The organism is Microbacterium sp. KNMS (assembly GCF_053851835.1).
The window spans coordinates 74,374-89,626 of sequence record NZ_JBSQBP010000006.1 but is presented as its reverse complement, the minus strand read 5'-3'; the positions used below and the strand labels follow the sequence as shown (position 1 = coordinate 89,626).

Sequence of the window (15,253 nt, the reverse complement as noted above, 5' to 3'; positions counted from 1 at the left end):
GAGGCGCGGGCCATCCGCTCCCCGTCCGCGGCATGGGGAGTTCAGCCCATGCGCATCCGCGGCACCCGGGACGGGCGCGCCAGCGGGTCGTCCTGCCCATGCCGGAGACCCGCGCCCGGCGGGCGCGCTGGCTAGGCTCGAGGCATGTTCGACACGCTGCGGCAGGAACTCGCGCGCCGATCCGCGCACCCTCGGGCGGTGATCCTGCCCGGAGACGACGGCCCCGCGCTGGAGGGTGCGCTGCGCCTCTCCCCCGACGCCGACGGATGGCTGCTGGAGACCGTCGACTACGGGCGCGCCTTCGCGCTCGGGTCGGCGCCGGACGACGGCGCCGCGGCCACGCTCCTGCTCGCGTACCTGGACCGCCCGATCCCGGAGGAGACGACGCTGCCGGAGGCGGAGGTCGAGCGCGCCCTGCAGGATGCGACGGCGCACTTCGCCGATCTGCAGGACCGCGCGGCGAGCGGCTCGCTCCTCATCGAGCTGCCGTCGGGCGTCGCGCTGGACCGGATCGGCGCTCTCGACGGCACGATGCTCTTCCCCTACGGGACGGCCTACGAAGCACGCTCTCTCCCGCCGGTCGGCGTGCTGCCCGAGGGCTCGGAACGGCATGCGTTCCTCACCCGGTCGAACGTGCTCGTGCGCGTCGAGATCGCCCAGCCCTGGTTCGGCCAGCGCGGCGGAGGCCTCCGCTGCACGCTCGCTCAGGACTTCGTCGGCATCCGCGATCTCGTCGTCAGCGGAGCGCTCGAGCGGATCCGCGTCGACGGCTGAGGGCCGTTCAGTCGCCCAGGAGACCGAGCGAGGACTCGACAGCGCGCACCACGACGGACGCGTCGGACGATCGCGCGAGCTCTCGCGCGGAGCCCCGCTCGACGCGAGAGGCGACGAGCACGCCGTCTTCCTCCGCGATGAGCCATTCCAACTCCATGTCGCCCACCGCGAGCAGCACCCCTGCTCGGCGCGGGAGGACGTCGAGTCCCGCGCGCGCGGCCAGATCCTCGGCCAGACCCGGGATCGCCGACCGCGGGAGGTCGCCCTCGTCGGCCGGCGCGCCGAACCGCTCGATCGGCGTCCGCTCTCCCCGTGCGAAGTCCTCGTAGTCCTCTCGGCGCACGCTCTCCGCGTCCGCATGCCACACGGAGCCGTCGGGCGCGACGTACACGACGGCGTGCCCCGCTGCCCACACGGCCGCGAGCTCGTCCGGACCCGCTGTCACCGCGTAGCGGAGGCTCTCCCGGTCGAGATGCTCCCCGCGCTGCGCCGCGAGCCGGCCGAGGAGCTCTCTCGCCCAGGACGCATGCCGGATCGCACGCGCGCCCCAGATGTCGAGCTCGGCCTCGTCGACGAGGGGCGCGTCCGGGCCGTGGGGCGGAGGCGCCGAGAAGCTCGTGCGCATCGTCACCGGCGGCCGTCGCGCGGCCGGAACTGCTCCGGCGGCGTGCGCCGCCCCGACCGGAAGACCTCGATCGCCTCGTGCGGGGGCGCCCCCGACCCCGCGAACAGGACGGATTCATCGGCGGCGACGTAGATCCGCCCTCCGCCCCGCACGGCGTGCGAGACGACGACCGCATCGTCGTCCGGCAGCAGCTCGACGCCGAGCGGAGCGTCCTCCGACACCATCCGCCGCCAGTACGCCACACCGACGTCGATGAGGCGCTGCTGCGCCGGAGAGGGCGATGCGCCGCTCACGACGAGGCCTCCTCGAGCTTGCGCTTCAGCCAGTCCGGCTGGTTCTCCGGATCGCGCGGGAACCGCTCCTGGTCCTGCACCCATGCACTCGCCGCCGGGGCGACGTGGAAGGCCGGCTCGCCGTCGTAGTCGTATCGGGCTTCGACCGACCCGCTCCGGGACACCTCGAGCTCGAGCGAGAACCAGGTCCCCTCGCCCGGCCGGTACATCGCCGTGCGGAGTCGCCTCCGTGGCAGCGCGACCGACGGAGCGTCGAGGAAGGGCTCCTCGCGTCCCTCCCGCACGAGGGAGATCGCCACATCCGCGACGCCGGCGACGGTCGCGGCGCGGTAGCGGATGGCCTCCCAGTCGTCGGGTGCGGCGCTCGCCAGGGTCCTCGCGATCTCCTCTCGGAGCCGCGCTTCGACGAGGAAGGGGGGTTCGACCGCCGCGTCTTCAGATGTCGTCATTGAAGAACTCCCTCATCTTCACCTGTCCGTTCTCCGTCCAGCGGACTTGGATGACATCCGGCGTCTTGGCGTTCCCATCGTAGATCGGCGAGATACGCACCTCGATCGGCGTCTGCGGGTGGGCGCGGCGGAGGTCGGCCCAGTGCTGCTCGAGCGCGTAGAAGCTGTCCGCTCCGCTGTTCTGGTTGACGTCGCGCAGCATCGCGACGAGATTGACGCTCTCGCCGCCGCCGCCGAACTGATTGCCGAACAGGTGCCCGCCGTCGTAGTCGGCACCGCCCTGCCGACCGACACGGCTCTGCACGCTCTCCGAACGACGCGCGTCGTCGAAGTCGAGGCTGTCGGTGTGCGCTTCGATCGTCCGGCCCCGATGGTCCGTCTCGAACGTGTGGGTGCTGTTGCCGTTCTCCGTGGTCACGACGTAGGTCGTGCTCGGCTGCGGATTGTGGAGGTCCGGATTCAGTCCGTCCGAGCTGTACGAGGTCTCCACGCGGGTCACCGTGCCGGAAGCGTCGGTGTAGAAGGTCCCCCGGCCCTTCACCTCGTAGACGGCGTTCGGCTCCAGCCCCCTCTGCTTCGCGAACGGGGTCTTCGGACGATCCCAGTCGACCGTGTAGGTGTGCCGACCCGCGGCGTCCTGTCCCGTGTGCACGGGCTGCATCCGCCGCCCGCCCGTCCGGTCCCCGCCCGAGCCATCGCCACCGGCGGCGGCGTCCGCGTCGGCGTCGGCGTCGGCGTCCGCGCCGTCGTCCCCGTCGACGACGTCGGACGGGTCGATCGACGCGTCCCAGTTCGTCGCGTCGGGCTCGTCCGGCGGCCACGGCGACCGCGTGCCGTCCTGACCGTCGACGACCCAGACCTGCTCGCCGTCGAACACCGCGTTGAACCAGTGCCCGTCGAGGTCGTCGCCGCGATCGACGCCGACGACGCAGTGGGAGCCCGGTCCCTGAGCACGCAGCGTGGCCTCGATCTGATCCGGCGTCATCGGGGTCTGCGGCAGCCCCGTGCGCGCCTCCATCTCGTCGATGTCGAGCGTGCCGGTGTCGGCATCCCGGATCGGCTGGCCGCCCAGGAAGTCGTGCATGTTCGCCGCGACGTTCCCGCAGTTCTCGGCGTACCCGTTCGAGAGGTCGTACGGGTCGTAGCCCGTGTTCGACTGCCCCAGCGCCTCGTCGATCTTGTCGCGGATCTGCTCGGGGCTGTCCTCGGGCGAGGGCGACCGCGGGTCGCGCTCGCCCTCCTGGGCCGCGGACTGGTCGTCGGAATCCCCACTCGGCTCGTCCGCGTCCGCACCGCCATCCGAGGCGTCCGCAGCGCCATCCGAGGCGTCCGCGTCGTGTCCGGTCGCGGCGCCGTTCCGCGTGCTCGATCCGTCGGACGCGTCCGGGGCATCGGGATCGCGGAGGTGGCCGCCGCGCTCGAGAGCCTCCTGCGACATCGGCCGGCCGCTGCCGTCGAGGATGCGCACCTGCAGGCCGCCGCCCGGCTGCCCGAAGGCCGGCGCGATCCGGGAGACCTCGATCCGCCCGCCCGGGGGGAGGCTCACGAGATCGCGGATCGTGTAGTCCGCGCGGAGGTTGCCCGGCGGCAGGGCGCGCGCCTCGAACGGCGTCCCGGGAAGCGAGAAGTAGTCGCCCTGGGGACCGCCCATGCGATCGAGCTGCCCGCCGTAGTTCTGGTGGAACACGTCGAGGTCGGTGATGTGCCGATACGACCCCGGGTCGCCGCCGTCGTTGCCGGGATACACCGGCCGGTTGTTCGCGTCGGTGTACCGCGACTCCCAGGCCGCCTGTGAGAGCGGGTTGCCGGCGTCGTCGCGCCCGTACGGGGCAGCGGGGTCGGTGACGAGGTGCTGGACGTCCGGGCGGACCGCGCCCGGGTGGGTGTACCGCGGATCGAGCTGCCCGCTGTTGCCCGGCCCGCGCGGGTCGCCGTAGGCCGGATCGATCGGGTTCGACCCGACGGGGCTCTGCGCGCGATCCCACCCGTTCCCGAACTGATCCGGCGAGCTCATCGGGTCGCTGGACGACGAGTCGCTGGACGACGAAGAGCCGTTGCCGACACCCGCGCCGTGACCGCCGGCGACGCTGCCGGTTCCGGCTCCCGCCCCCCGGAACGGCATCGCGCGCGGGGCGGCCAGAACGCCCGCCGCCGCGGCAGCGGAAGCCGCTCCGGCCGCGGCAGCCTCCTCGGCATCCTGCTGCTCCGCGTCCTGCTGGTCCGCGTCCTGCTGGTCCCTCTCGCCGTCGCGGGACTCCTCGGTGTCACCGGAGTCGTCGGTGTGGGACGACTCATCGGCGTCGGACGACGCGTCGGCGTCAGACTCGGCCGAGGTCGCGGCCTCGGTTCCGGCGCCGTCGCCCGCGCTCTGCCCGGCATCCGCATCGGCCGGCGCCGCCTCGGTCTCGCGCGTCGATGCACGACCGGCCGCCGCGGCAGCGGGCGTCTGGTCGCTGTCCGCAGCGGCGTCCGTGCTCGAGTCGGGCGACTCGGTGCTCGTCGAGCTCTCCTGCGGCGAGGCCGCGTCTGCGTTCGAGGCGGAGTCCGTCGAGCTCTCGGGCGATGCGTCCGAGTCGCCGGCCACAGGGTGTTCCGCCGAGCCGTCCGACGGAGAATCCGTCTGCGTGCCCGACTCCGGCGACGCGCCCTCCGGCGAGGTGGCCTCTGGGGAGGTGGCCTCGGGTGCTGTGCCGTCCGGGGTCGTGGTCTCCGGTGTGGTGCCCTCGGGAGTCGTGCTGTCCGGCGTCGCGCCATCCGGGGTGGTGCTGTCCGGCGTGGTGCTCTCCGGGGTCGTGCCATCCGGCGTGGTGCCCTCGGGAGTCGTGCCATCCGGGGTGGTGCCGTCGGGCGTGGTGCTGTCCGGCGTCGCGCTCTCCGGGGTCGCGCCATCCGGCGTCGCGCCCTCGGGAGTCGTGCCATCCGGCGTCGCGCCCTCCGGGGTCGTGCCATCCGGCGTCGCGCTCTCCGGGGTCGCGCCATCCGGCGTCGCGCTCTCGGGAGTCGTGCCGTCGGGCGACGTGGTCTCCGGGGTGCTCTGCGTCGCGTCGGGCGTCGTGCCATCCGTGCCGCTGTCGCCCGCACCGTTCTCCGGGGCAGAGCCGTTCTCCGGGGTCTCGGCCGAGGGGCCGTCGCCCGGGAGCTCGGCCGGCGCGTCGGGGCTCGCATCGGTGGGCACGTCGACGTGACCGCCGTCGCCTCCCGCGCCGCCGCCATCCGCTCCGCCGCCCGGGGTCGGGCCGTCGTAGTCCGACGTGCCCGCTCCGCCGCCGCCGGTGGTCGTCGATCCGCCGCTGCCCACGCCGCCGGGGGTCGGACCGTCGTAGTCGGTGCGGCCCGTCCCGCCGCCGCCGTTCGACGATCCGCCGCCGACGCTTCCGCCCGTGGCCGGGCTGTCGGGCAGGTTCGTCGTCGTGCCCGCGTTCTGGCTCGGCGAGGCGTTGCCGCTCGTGTCGCCGGCCGGGTTCGGCGTCACCGTGCGCCCGTTGTTGAGCCCGAGGGCGTTCCGGCCCGCGTTCACGGCGCTCGTGCCGCCGCGCATGCCGGTGGACATGACGCCGCCGATGATCATGCCGCCCACCGCCGCGCTCAGCGGGTTGAACTCGGTGCCGTTCATCGCGGCATCCACCGCGCCGCTCGCGAGGCCGTCGAGTGCACCGCCCGCCGTCTCGCCGCTGACCTGGCGGAGCCCGCTCCGGAAGCCGGGGCCGCCCGATCCGCCGAGCCCGCGCGAGACCGGGGAGGCGACCGCGCCGCCCGCGAACGCCGAGATGAAGGCGGTGCCGACATCCTGCTGCTGGTAGGACGGGTCGTTCTCGTCGTGCGCGGCGTTCATGATCGCCGTCGAGACGGAGCTCGAGATCGCCGACTGGAGGCCCTCACGGCCCGCGGCGAGCGCGGCGCGTGCCGTCACCCCGCGCGCCCCGCGCATCGCGCGGAGGGCGTTCTTCAGCTTGTCGATGAGGTTCTTGATCTTGATGGCCCAGCGCACGACGGTCGCGGCGGCCTTGGCGGAGCCCGCGATCGCGCCGAGCCCGAAGGTGAGGGCGCCGAGGATGCCCGTGATCGCGAGATCCACGGCGAGCTCGAGCGCCATCTGCTGCAGGAAGTCCTTCAGCTGCTCGCGCATGATCTTGAGCTGCTCGACGAAGTCGTCGATGCGCGTCGCGAGGCTCTCGGCGTTGCCGGCGATCGCGGTCGTGGAGGCGCGGAGGCCGTCATGCGACGTCTGGACCATCGCCTGCTGCGGCAGGCTCATGCCGCCGATCCACGAGAGCGCGCCGTCGGCGGTCGTGCCGCAGGTGCGCACCGTCGTCGCGAGGGTGATCCACGCGGTCGATCCGCGCGCGAGCTTGTCCTCGTCGCCCGTGGGGATCACGACGCCGACCTGCTGGAGGCCCCACTCGATGATCTCCTGGAACTCGCCGAGCACGCCGGGGAGACCCGGGCCGAGCGCCGAGGGGGCGTCGATGCCCTTCTCATCCTTGACCTCGGTCGCCGTCGCCTTCTCGATCGTCGGAGTCTGACCCGCACCGGGAGACTGCGCGGCGCGGTACATCCGCGCGGTGTTCTCGAGCGCGGCGGCCATGATCCAGTAGCCGTTCGCGATGCTCTGGACCGACTGGAGCACGGCCGTGGCCGTCGCGTCGTAGCCGTCGTCGCCGCCGCCCGCGAAGTCCTCGGCGGCGTTGTCGTCGCCGGCCATGCCCGCGACGCCGCTCAGCGACCCCTTCGCCACCGAGACGGCCGACTCGAGCTGCTGCGCGGCGTTCCGATACGTGGCGGCGTCGGCCTCGATCGTGGCCGCGGTGATCTTCACTTCTTTCGACATCGTGCCTATCCCAGAGCCGCCGCGAGGGTCGACCAGTAGTCCTCCATGGCGTCGACCGAGGTCTCGTACGCGACCTGAGCGGCGTGCGCCTGCTTCTGCAGGCCCTCCGCGCTCAGGCGCATGGCCTCGGCGCCGAGCGCCCAGGAGTTGAACGCGCCGAGGAACGCCTGCATGGCGGGCCCCTGCCACTCGTTCGGGAGCATGTACGCGAACCCGGACGCCCCGCTCCGGAGTGCGTCGCAGTAGCCCACGAGCTCGGTCATCGCCTGCTCGAGCGCCTTGAGCTCGGCGGGATCGGCCTGCTGATCGGTCATCGCTCCCCCTGCGTGTCATCGAACGAGAGCTCGACGTCGGCCTGCAGCGACTCCGCCTGCAGCGACGGGCTCTCGAAGCTCACGGCGCCCATCTCGGCCCGGAGCGACTCGGCCTGCAGCGACGGGGCCTCGACCCGCTGCTCGCCGACGAAGGCCTCGAAGGACGGCGCATCGAGCGATGGCACCTCGGCGTGCTGCTCCGGCGCGGGCCGCTCGAACTCGGCGGGGACCGCGTCGCCGTGGATCGACGAGTCCGCAGCCGGCGGCAGATCGGCGGGAGCCGGCTGCCCCTGGGCGTCGAGCCCGGCGGCGCCTTCGCGCGCGTCCGCACCGCCATCCGCTGGCGCGCTGCCATCCGCTGCCGCGCCGCCGTCCGAGCCGGCGTCGACGTCGTCCTCGGGCTTCTGCACGACGCCGTCCTCGGTCTCGACGAAGCCCGACTCGAGCTCGCTGTCGTCGCCGTGCAGCTCCTCGACCGACTCGTCCGACAGGAACGGCGTCGTGCCGATCGAGTCGTCGTCGCCGTCGCCGTCGGTGTCGCCCGAGCCGCCGCCCGTGTAGCGGCCCTTCGAACCGCCGAGAGCGCCTCCCCCGAAGCGCTCGACCTCGTCGTCGCCCGCGTAGTCGCGGCCGAAGAACTCGGCCATGTCCTCGGCGCGGGCCTCGCCTCGGGCGACGCCCTCCTCGAACTGCACGGCGTGCTTGCGCAGGCCCTGCACGCTCGGCACCGTCTGCGCCATCCCCTGGCGGAGCCCGCTCTCGGTCGAGTCGTAGCTCACGCCGGCGGAGATGAGGCCGTTCTGCAGCCCGGTCAGCGACAGGCGCACCTGCTCGGAGAGGGCGACGAACCGCGACCAGTTCTGCCGGAACGACTCGGCATCGTCGCCCTTCCAGTTCTGAAGCGCGTTCTGGACCTGCGAGTCGACCGACGAGATATTGCCGTCGAACGTCGCGATCACCGAGCCGAGAAGGCCCGCGACCTCGGCGAGCGACTCGGCCCGCACCCTGAACTGCACCATGGAAGCCCCCTACGCAGGTGCGGTCGTCGGCGCGGACGCCGACGACCGCGACGGATCAGCCGTTGAACGTCGCGGCGATCGCCGACTCGCTGTCCTCGTACGAGAGCGCGGCCTGGTTGAGGAGGTCGCTGATCCCCTGCAGCGACTCCTTGAGCTGGATGCCCGCCTGGTCCCACTGCGAGTAGAGCTCGTTGAAGCTCTGCGACGCCTGGCCGTTCCAGTCGCCCGCGATGAGGCCCTCGACGAGGGACTTGAGGTTCGACAGCTGCGACTCGATCGACTGCGATCCGCTCGAGAGCTGTCCCGCGACGCTGGCGAGCGACTCGGATGTGACCTTGATCTCTGCCATTTCTTCCTCCGTGGTGTGACCGCGCTGCGCGGTGAAGTCGTGCCCCCTGACCCCAGATGATCGGGGTCGCCTCCACGCTAGCCGCGGGCCCGAAATCCGTCTGTGGGGAGGAGTGCCCAGGCGCAGCCGACGGGAACGCGGCAGGGATGTCGCCGGCGGCGACGCCGAGGGCGTCTCCCGGACGCGCGTCGACGCCGTCTGCACAGCGCCGCCGTCGACGCGCCGGCACCCGCCCGGATAGGCCGGGACCCGCCCCCGCGACGAGCGCCACCACCGCCCAGGTCGCAGTTTGCGGCCCCAAATCGACGATGGGGGCCGCGAACTGCGACCGGAACGCGCGTAAACCGCGAGCCAGAGCTCGCGGTGGCTGTGGAGAGCGCGGACGCGCCTCGACGCGCTGGTGCGACGGTGAGGAGATGGGCCGGCACCGGATGAACCTCCCGCAGGATCTCGGCGACACCTTCGCCGTGCGCGACGCACGCGCGCTGGGCGTCGGGGAGAAGCGCCTGCGCGCGGCCGATCTCGGGCGCCCGTTTCGCGGCATCCGCACGGTCGACCTGGCTCCGCTCGAGGTCGAGGACCCTTACGAACGGCAGCGGCAGCAGCGGCTCCGACTCGCCAGGGCGTACGCGCATCGCCTGCATCCGGGCCACTTCTTCTGCCGCGAGACGGCAGCGTCGGTCTGGGGCGCGCCGCTGCCCCTCGTGTTCACGCCGGGCGGAGCTGTCGCGGACGAGACGCACCTCGGCGTCCACGTGGGTGTGATCGGACCGACGGCGCTTCCTCGCGCTCGAGGCGTCATCCGGCACCGCGCGCAGGCGAAGATGACGTCGCTCCGCGAGCACGCCGGCCTGCTCGTGACCTCGCCGGCGACGACCTGGGCCGGCCTCGGAACGCTTCCGCTGCCGGATCTCATCGCCCTCGGCGACTTCTTCTGCCGAGTCTGGCGCGAAGGCGTCGGCCGGCCGACGCCCGGACGGCCTCCGCTCGCCACCGTCGCGCAGCTCGAGGCCGCGCTCGCGACCGGCCGGTGGCAGGGAATCGTCAGGCTGCGCGAGGCGGTCGGATGGATCCGTCCCGATGCCTGGTCGCCCAAGGAATCGCGCGTCCGGTTCGAGCTCGTCTGCGGCGGACTGCCGGAGCCGGAGCTCAACGGCGACGTGTTCGACGATTCCGGACGATTCCTCGCCTGCGTCGACATGCTCTACCGCCGCGAGCGCGTGGCGATCGAGTACCTCGGGATGCTGCACGGCGCCTCGTGGGCCCGCGACGTGGAGCGCATCGCGTCACTGCGCGCAGCGGGATGGACGGTCGTCGAGGTCACCGCACCGCTGCTGGCGAATCCGCGCGAGCTCGTCCGACGCGTGCGTCACGCGCTCAGCGGCCGTCGCGCCTGATCCCGGTCGCACTTCCCGGCCCCAAACCGCCGAATACAGCCGCAAAGTGCGACCCCGGCAGCTGCGCCACCACCCTGGTCGCACTTCCCGGCCCTGAACCGCCGAATACGGCCGCGAACTGCGACCCCGACAGCCGCACCGCCACTCGGGTCGCACTTCCCGGCCCCAAACCGCCGAATACGGCCGCAAACTGCGACCCCGGCAGCCGCACTGCCGCACAGCCGCACCCCCGCCACCGGCAGCCGCCACCACCGGCGCCGTCACCGGCTCAGGCCGGCGACAGCGCGATGTCGACGTCGCCGACGCGGAGGGCGTCGCCCGGGCGCACCTCGACCCGCTCCTCGCCCACGGGGAGCGGGATGGTCCGGTCGCCGCGGCGCAGCGATGAGCCGTTACCGGAACCGGCGTCGCCCGCCCGCAGGACGCCCCGCTCGAGTTCGAGGTACAGGTGCACGCGCGACATCGACCGGGTCGTGTCGGCGACCTCCACGGCCTGCGCGCCGAGGGTCGCCGCGGTCTGCTCGGGTCGTCGCCCGATGACCGCGCTGCCCGAGACGATGACGTCCTCCCCCGTCGAGAAGACGAGTCGGACCCGCTCGCCCCACGCCTCGCGCGCCCGGGCCGCGGCACGGGTCGCGGGCGGTGCGATGTCGGGCGGCGTCCACGCGGGGGCGGATGGCGCGGTGCCGGGGCTCGAACCCGCAGCCGGCTCCGCGGGCGGCACCGGTGCCGGCGCCGCCGAGCGCTCCGTCGGCTCCCACCCGTCGTCGGCGGCGCGGTCGGCGCGCGTGGTGAGGACGAGCTGCCCGCAGGCGAGGCAGTACATGCTGCTGGGTTCGAGTGTCGCAGCGCAGTACGCGCAGCGTGCCGATGCCATGTCAGCTCCTCACTGGCGGATGTCGGGAACGCGGACGGGCAGCCAGCCGCGGGGTGTGGAGAGCACCCCGCCGCCGATCGGCACCTGCCCGAGCATGAACTTCGGGATGGCCGCGCCCGCGGCCTGGGTGCCGTAGAGCGCGGCCTCCGGGCGGAGCACGATCGCGCGCCGCGAGCGCTTGGCCTCGACGAACGGACCGCCGAAGAGGGTCGACGTCGACTCGGCGTCGACGGCCACGATGAAGACGGCACGGTGCCGCACGCCCGTGAGGGCGTGGTCGAGCGGGGCGTTCTTGAGCTGCTCGACGTCGTCGACCACGAACGTCACGACCCCGGGGAAGGGCGCGAGCACCTCGTCGAGCTCGAGCGGGGTGAGTGCCGTGTTCTCGATGACCGGCACACCCGTGTCGCGCGCGAGCTCGCTGAGCGGCGAGGGCCGGGGGGCGACGACGACCGCGTGGTCGCCGCGCTCGGCGAGCTGGCGCAGGATGACGGCGAGCGTCGACGAGCGCCCCGAGCGCCGCGTGCCCGAGACGACGAAGCCGCCGTCGCCCGGCCACGTGAGCGTGCAGCGCGCGAGTCGGTCGCCGCCGACGGCGACGACGATGCCGTCGGGGTCGTCGCCCTCCGCCACGGGCAGGTCGCGCACGGCCGACAGCGCGATGTACTTCGGCAGCGGGTCGACGCGGAACGGCTCGGGACCGGTCGCTCCCCCGCGCTCGTCGAACGCGTCGCGCACGCGCTCGACGACGCGCCGCAGCGCGGTCGTCTGGGCCTCGCCGCTCGTGTCGCGCCCGAGCACGGCCAGCTGCGCCTCCGCCGCCTCGGCGCCGAAGAGCACGCGTCCCTGCGGGAGATCGGTCGGGACATCCTTCGCGTGGATGCCCGCCGCGCGATAGTCCGCGATGTCGCGCACCGGCAGCACGTACTGCGTGTCGACGAAGTTCGTCACTTTGTCGCCGAAGACGCCGCGGTCGCCCGTCATCACGACGCGCACGCCCACGGCGGGGCCCTCTCGCAGGAGTCGGATGAACTGCTCGCGGAAGGCGAGGAGCTGGTCGGGCCCCATCGACGAGAGCAGGCGCTCCCAGCCGTCGACCGCGACGATCGCGAAGGGCAGCGCGGCGTCCGGCGCGTTCCGCCGCTGCTCGGAGATGTGCCCGACGCCCGCGCTGGAGAGCACCGTCTGGCGGCGCTGGAGGTCCTCGAGGAGGCGCTGCATGAGGCGCGGCAGCCGGTCGCTGTCGAGCTGGGTGACGACCGCGCCGCAGTGCGGGGCGTCCGCGAGCGGCAGGAGGGCGCCGTTGCCGAAGTCGGCGATGTAGAGGTGCACGTCGCCCGGGTCGACCCGCTCGACCACCTGCGCGAGCACCGTGCGCAGCGCCGTCGTGCGCCCCGACAGTGCCCCGCCCGCGAAGAGCAGGTGCGAGCCGGTCGCGATGTCCCACGTGAGCGTGCGCTGCGCCTGCGCCTTCGGCACGTCCTCCAGGCCGAGGACGATCTCGGTCTCCCGCAGCGCCTCCCCCTCGAACCGCTCGATCGGCAGCGTCACCGGCAGCGGGACGAGCCACGGGCTCGGGTTCTTCGCGATGCCGAGCTGGTCGGATGCGGCCGTGATGAGGTTCACGAGCGCGCGCAGATCCGTGTCGTCGTGGTCGTGGTTCTCGGCGTGCGCGGCAGCGGGCGGGTACTTCACGGGGAAGCCGAGCGCATCCCACGTGATCGGCGCCTTGGGCGGCAGCACCTTCGTCGTGCGCACAGCGCCGGGGCGGATGCCTGCGACGCGCGCCGTCTGGAAGCCCATCGGCGCCGCCGACGGCCCCAGGCGCACGAAGCCGCGCCCGGGGGTCGACGGGCTGATGAGTGCGGCCTCGCCCGAGCCGAGCACGTCGGACGAGTCGTTGCGATCGGTCACGCGCAGGGCGACGCGGAGGTTGATGTTCGACTGCATCTCGGGCGTGACGACGCCGGATGGCCGCTGGGTCGCCAGCACGAGGTTGACGCCGAGCGAGCGGCCGACGCGGGCGATCCGCACGAGGCCGTCGATGAACTCCGGGAGCTCGGTGCGCAGCTCGGCGAACTCGTCGATCACGAGCATGAGGCGCGCGAGGCCGCGCCGGGCTGCCGTCTCGGCATCCTTCGCCCACGCGGCGTCCACGTCCTTCGCGCCCATCTCGCGGAGCACCTGCTCGCGCCGCTTGAGCTCGGCGTCGAGCGACGCGAGCGCGCGCTCGGTCTCGCGCGCGTCGAGGTTCGTGACCATGCCGACGGTGTGCGGCAGGCGCTCGCAGTCGGCGAACGCCGACCCGCCCTTGTAGTCGATGAGCACGAAGTTGAGCGCGTCCGGCCGGTTGGCCATCGCGAGGCCCACGACGAGCGCCTGCAGGAACTCCGACTTGCCCGATCCGGTCGTTCCCGCCACGAGGGCGTGCGGGCCGTCGCGCGAGATGTCGAGCGCGAACTCCCCGTCGGCGTTCGCGCCCACCACGACGTAGGTGTTGCGCGGCTGCGCGTTCCAGCGGCGCACGAGCGGCGACGGATCCTCGAGGTCGATCCCGAGGAGGTCGACCATCCGCACGCTCGTCGGCAGCATCGCCTCGTCGCCCACCCCCGAGACGTGCTCGAGCGAGCACAGCGCCCTGGCCATCCGCTCGCACTGCGGCACCGAGACGCCGTCGAGCAGCACCGTCGGGAAGTAGCCGCCCGGCCGCTCGAGCGACGCCATCGACGGATCAGACGGGTCGACGACCACGACGCTCGTCGCCTCCTCGGGCAGGCGCGATCGGTCGCTGTCGAGCGCGAGGACGTGGATGCCGTGCTGCGCTCCGTGCTCGAGCAGCGGCACCATGCCGGGCAGCATGCGGAAGCGGCGCGCCCCGTCGACGACCACGAGCACGTCGGTGGGCGCCTCGTAGCCGCGCTGGCCGGCCATCCGCATGCGCACGTCGAGGGCGACGGCGATCTCCCGCAGCCGCTCGCGGCGTGTGTCGTCGTCGTTGCCGATGAGGGCGGGCACGTGCTCGGCGGTGTGCGCGTGCGGGAGCCAGCTCGTCCACCCCCACTCGGCCTCCGCGCCGTCGTCGCACAGCACGATGACCTCGGCGTCGCGGGGGCTGCGCAGCGCCGCGAACGACAGCACCATCGAGCGGGCGAGCGACCGCACAGCGTCGGCCGGCCCCGCCACGCCCACGACGCCTGCGCGGCAGTCGACGGCCACGGGCGCGGGCCCGACGCCGACGCGCTGCTCGGCGCCGCGGTCGCGGCCGCCGCCCTCGAAGCGCACGTCGAGGTCGATCTCGGTCACGCCCACGCGCAGCGCCATGGCGTCGTCGTCGGCCTTGCGCCGCTCCCATAGACGCGAGAGCGGGCGCAGGACGATGTCGCGCACGACCACGGGGTCGGGCAGCCGGTACCAGGCGGCCAGGCGCTGGCGCTTGACGAGATCGCGGATGCGCTCGCCCGCGACGCGGACCTCGTCGATCCACTGCTGCTCGGTCTTCAGCCCCTTCTTCTGGGCGAGCTTGCGCTGCGTGAGGAACGAGCCGATCACCATGATCGGGCTCGCCGCGGCCATGAGCAGCATGACGGGCCGCTGGAAGAGGATGGCCATGGTCACGCCGAGCACGACGGGGATGACGGCCGACAGCCACGGCAGAGGCGACTGATCGGGATCGTCCGGCTTGTCGCCCGGGAGCTGGATGGACGGCTGCACCGCGCGCGCGGGGACGCGCGACGGGCGGTTGAATCCTCGGCCCCCGATCGTGTCGGTGAGGTCGGCGTCGGCGTGCGGCGCCATGCCGACGCGGAGCACGAGGCTGCCGATCTGGACGAGGTCGGCCGGCACGATGCGCTCGGGCGCGGTGATCGCGACGTCGTTGACGAGCGTCTTCGCCCCGGCCGCGGGGGTGATCGTCGCGAGGAGGGGGTCGGATGGCCCGCCGAGGGCGATCTGGATCGTCAGGTGGGCGGGTGCGAGCGCCGGGTCGGCGACGCGCACGTCGTCGCCCTCGCCCGAGCCGACGGTGAGCGCCTGCCCGCGCTCGACGGGGACGGTCTGGCCCGCGAACGGACCGCCGACGATCTCCAGGCGCACGGTGCGCGGGTCGGGCTCGGGCGCGGCCCGGTCGGGGATGACCGCGCCGGAGAGCAGACCGGCCCCGGCGAGCGGCGTCGCCGGGTCTGCGCCGCCCGCGAGCAGCTGCGGGCTCACGCCGAGCGACTCGGCCACCTCGCCGACGGTCGTCGCCTCGTCGACGTCGAGCAGCCAGGAATCGGCCTGCGCGGGCGTCGTCTGCAGGGTCAGGCGCACGCTCATCGGCTCGCGTCCTC

Annotated in this window: 11 protein-coding genes; 2 read left to right on the top strand and 9 right to left on the bottom strand. The window is 73.4% G+C overall.

The features are described 5' to 3' along the window. Nucleotides 1-144 precede the first annotated feature (144 nt). A complete protein-coding gene (locus ACWXWW_RS05730; RefSeq protein WP_455969263.1) occupies nt 145-774 on the top strand; it encodes a TNT domain-containing protein in 630 nt (209 codons plus the stop codon). Between the two features lie 7 nt (nt 775-781). Here the strand turns inward: ACWXWW_RS05730 and ACWXWW_RS05725 are convergent, their stop codons facing one another. The 7 genes from ACWXWW_RS05725 to ACWXWW_RS05695 are packed head-to-tail and all read right to left on the bottom strand — an operon-like array spanning nt 782 to nt 8,651. Beyond that, a complete protein-coding gene (locus ACWXWW_RS05725; RefSeq protein ID WP_455969261.1) occupies nt 782-1,405 on the bottom strand; it encodes a hypothetical protein in 624 nt (207 codons plus the stop codon). Next, nucleotides 1,402-1,692, bottom strand: coding sequence for a hypothetical protein (locus tag ACWXWW_RS05720; protein WP_282978456.1), 291 nt, complete (start codon nt 1,690-1,692; stop codon nt 1,402-1,404). Before ACWXWW_RS05720 ends, ACWXWW_RS05725 begins: the two co-directional genes overlap by 4 nt. After that, nucleotides 1,689-2,141, bottom strand: a complete 453-nt coding sequence (locus ACWXWW_RS05715; RefSeq protein ID WP_455969259.1) for a hypothetical protein — start codon at nt 2,139-2,141, stop codon at nt 1,689-1,691. The genes ACWXWW_RS05720 and ACWXWW_RS05715 overlap by 4 nt, the downstream gene beginning before the upstream one ends. Continuing rightward, nucleotides 2,128-6,969, bottom strand: a complete 4,842-nt coding sequence (locus ACWXWW_RS05710) for a DNA/RNA non-specific endonuclease (protein ID WP_455969257.1) — start codon at nt 6,967-6,969, stop codon at nt 2,128-2,130. The genes ACWXWW_RS05715 and ACWXWW_RS05710 overlap by 14 nt, the downstream gene beginning before the upstream one ends. Nucleotides 6,970-6,974: 5 nt before the next feature. Next, nucleotides 6,975-7,283 carry a hypothetical protein gene (locus ACWXWW_RS05705; protein ID WP_455969255.1) on the bottom strand — a complete coding sequence of 103 codons (309 nt, stop codon included), beginning with the start codon at nt 7,281-7,283 and terminating at the stop codon, nt 6,975-6,977. Next, nucleotides 7,280-8,302 carry a WXG100 family type VII secretion target gene (locus ACWXWW_RS05700; RefSeq protein ID WP_455969253.1) on the bottom strand — a complete coding sequence of 341 codons (1,023 nt, stop codon included), beginning with the start codon at nt 8,300-8,302 and terminating at the stop codon, nt 7,280-7,282. The genes ACWXWW_RS05705 and ACWXWW_RS05700 overlap by 4 nt, the downstream gene beginning before the upstream one ends. 55 nt (nt 8,303-8,357) lie before the next feature. Then, a complete protein-coding gene (locus tag ACWXWW_RS05695) occupies nt 8,358-8,651 on the bottom strand; it encodes a WXG100 family type VII secretion target (RefSeq protein WP_271172613.1) in 294 nt (97 codons plus the stop codon). 416 nt (nt 8,652-9,067) lie between these two features. Between ACWXWW_RS05695 and ACWXWW_RS05690 the strand changes: the two genes are divergently transcribed. Continuing rightward, nucleotides 9,068-10,048, top strand: coding sequence for a hypothetical protein (locus tag ACWXWW_RS05690; protein ID WP_455969251.1), 981 nt, complete (start codon nt 9,068-9,070; stop codon nt 10,046-10,048). A 268-nt stretch (nt 10,049-10,316) separates the two neighbouring features. Here the strand turns inward: ACWXWW_RS05690 and ACWXWW_RS05685 are convergent, their stop codons facing one another. Continuing rightward, complete coding sequence (locus tag ACWXWW_RS05685) at nt 10,317-10,925, bottom strand: hypothetical protein (RefSeq protein ID WP_455969249.1); 609 nt, start codon at nt 10,923-10,925, stop codon at nt 10,317-10,319. 9 nt (nt 10,926-10,934) lie between these two features. After that, complete coding sequence (locus ACWXWW_RS05680) at nt 10,935-15,239, bottom strand: FtsK/SpoIIIE domain-containing protein (RefSeq protein WP_455969247.1); 4,305 nt, start codon at nt 15,237-15,239, stop codon at nt 10,935-10,937. Nucleotides 15,240-15,253 lie beyond the last annotated feature (14 nt).

Bases quoted from the DNA above. Each gene is read 5' to 3' on its own strand.
- ACWXWW_RS05730 (WP_455969263.1), top strand. From the start codon at position 145: ATGTTCGACACGCTGCGGCAGGAACTCGCGCGCCGATCCGCGCACCCT.
- ACWXWW_RS05715 (WP_455969259.1), bottom strand. From the start codon at position 2,141: ATGACGACATCTGAAGACGCGGCGGTCGAACCCCCCTTCCTCGTCGAA.
- ACWXWW_RS05710 (WP_455969257.1), bottom strand. From the start codon at position 6,969: ATGTCGAAAGAAGTGAAGATCACCGCGGCCACGATCGAGGCCGACGCC.
- ACWXWW_RS05705 (WP_455969255.1), bottom strand. From the start codon at position 7,283: ATGACCGATCAGCAGGCCGATCCCGCCGAGCTCAAGGCGCTCGAGCAG.
- ACWXWW_RS05700 (WP_455969253.1), bottom strand. From the start codon at position 8,302: ATGGTGCAGTTCAGGGTGCGGGCCGAGTCGCTCGCCGAGGTCGCGGGC.
- ACWXWW_RS05695 (WP_271172613.1), bottom strand. From the start codon at position 8,651: ATGGCAGAGATCAAGGTCACATCCGAGTCGCTCGCCAGCGTCGCGGGA.
- ACWXWW_RS05690 (WP_455969251.1), top strand. From the start codon at position 9,068: ATGGGCCGGCACCGGATGAACCTCCCGCAGGATCTCGGCGACACCTTC.
- ACWXWW_RS05685 (WP_455969249.1), bottom strand. From the start codon at position 10,925: ATGGCATCGGCACGCTGCGCGTACTGCGCTGCGACACTCGAACCCAGC.
- ACWXWW_RS05680 (WP_455969247.1), bottom strand. From the start codon at position 15,239: ATGAGCGTGCGCCTGACCCTGCAGACGACGCCCGCGCAGGCCGATTCC.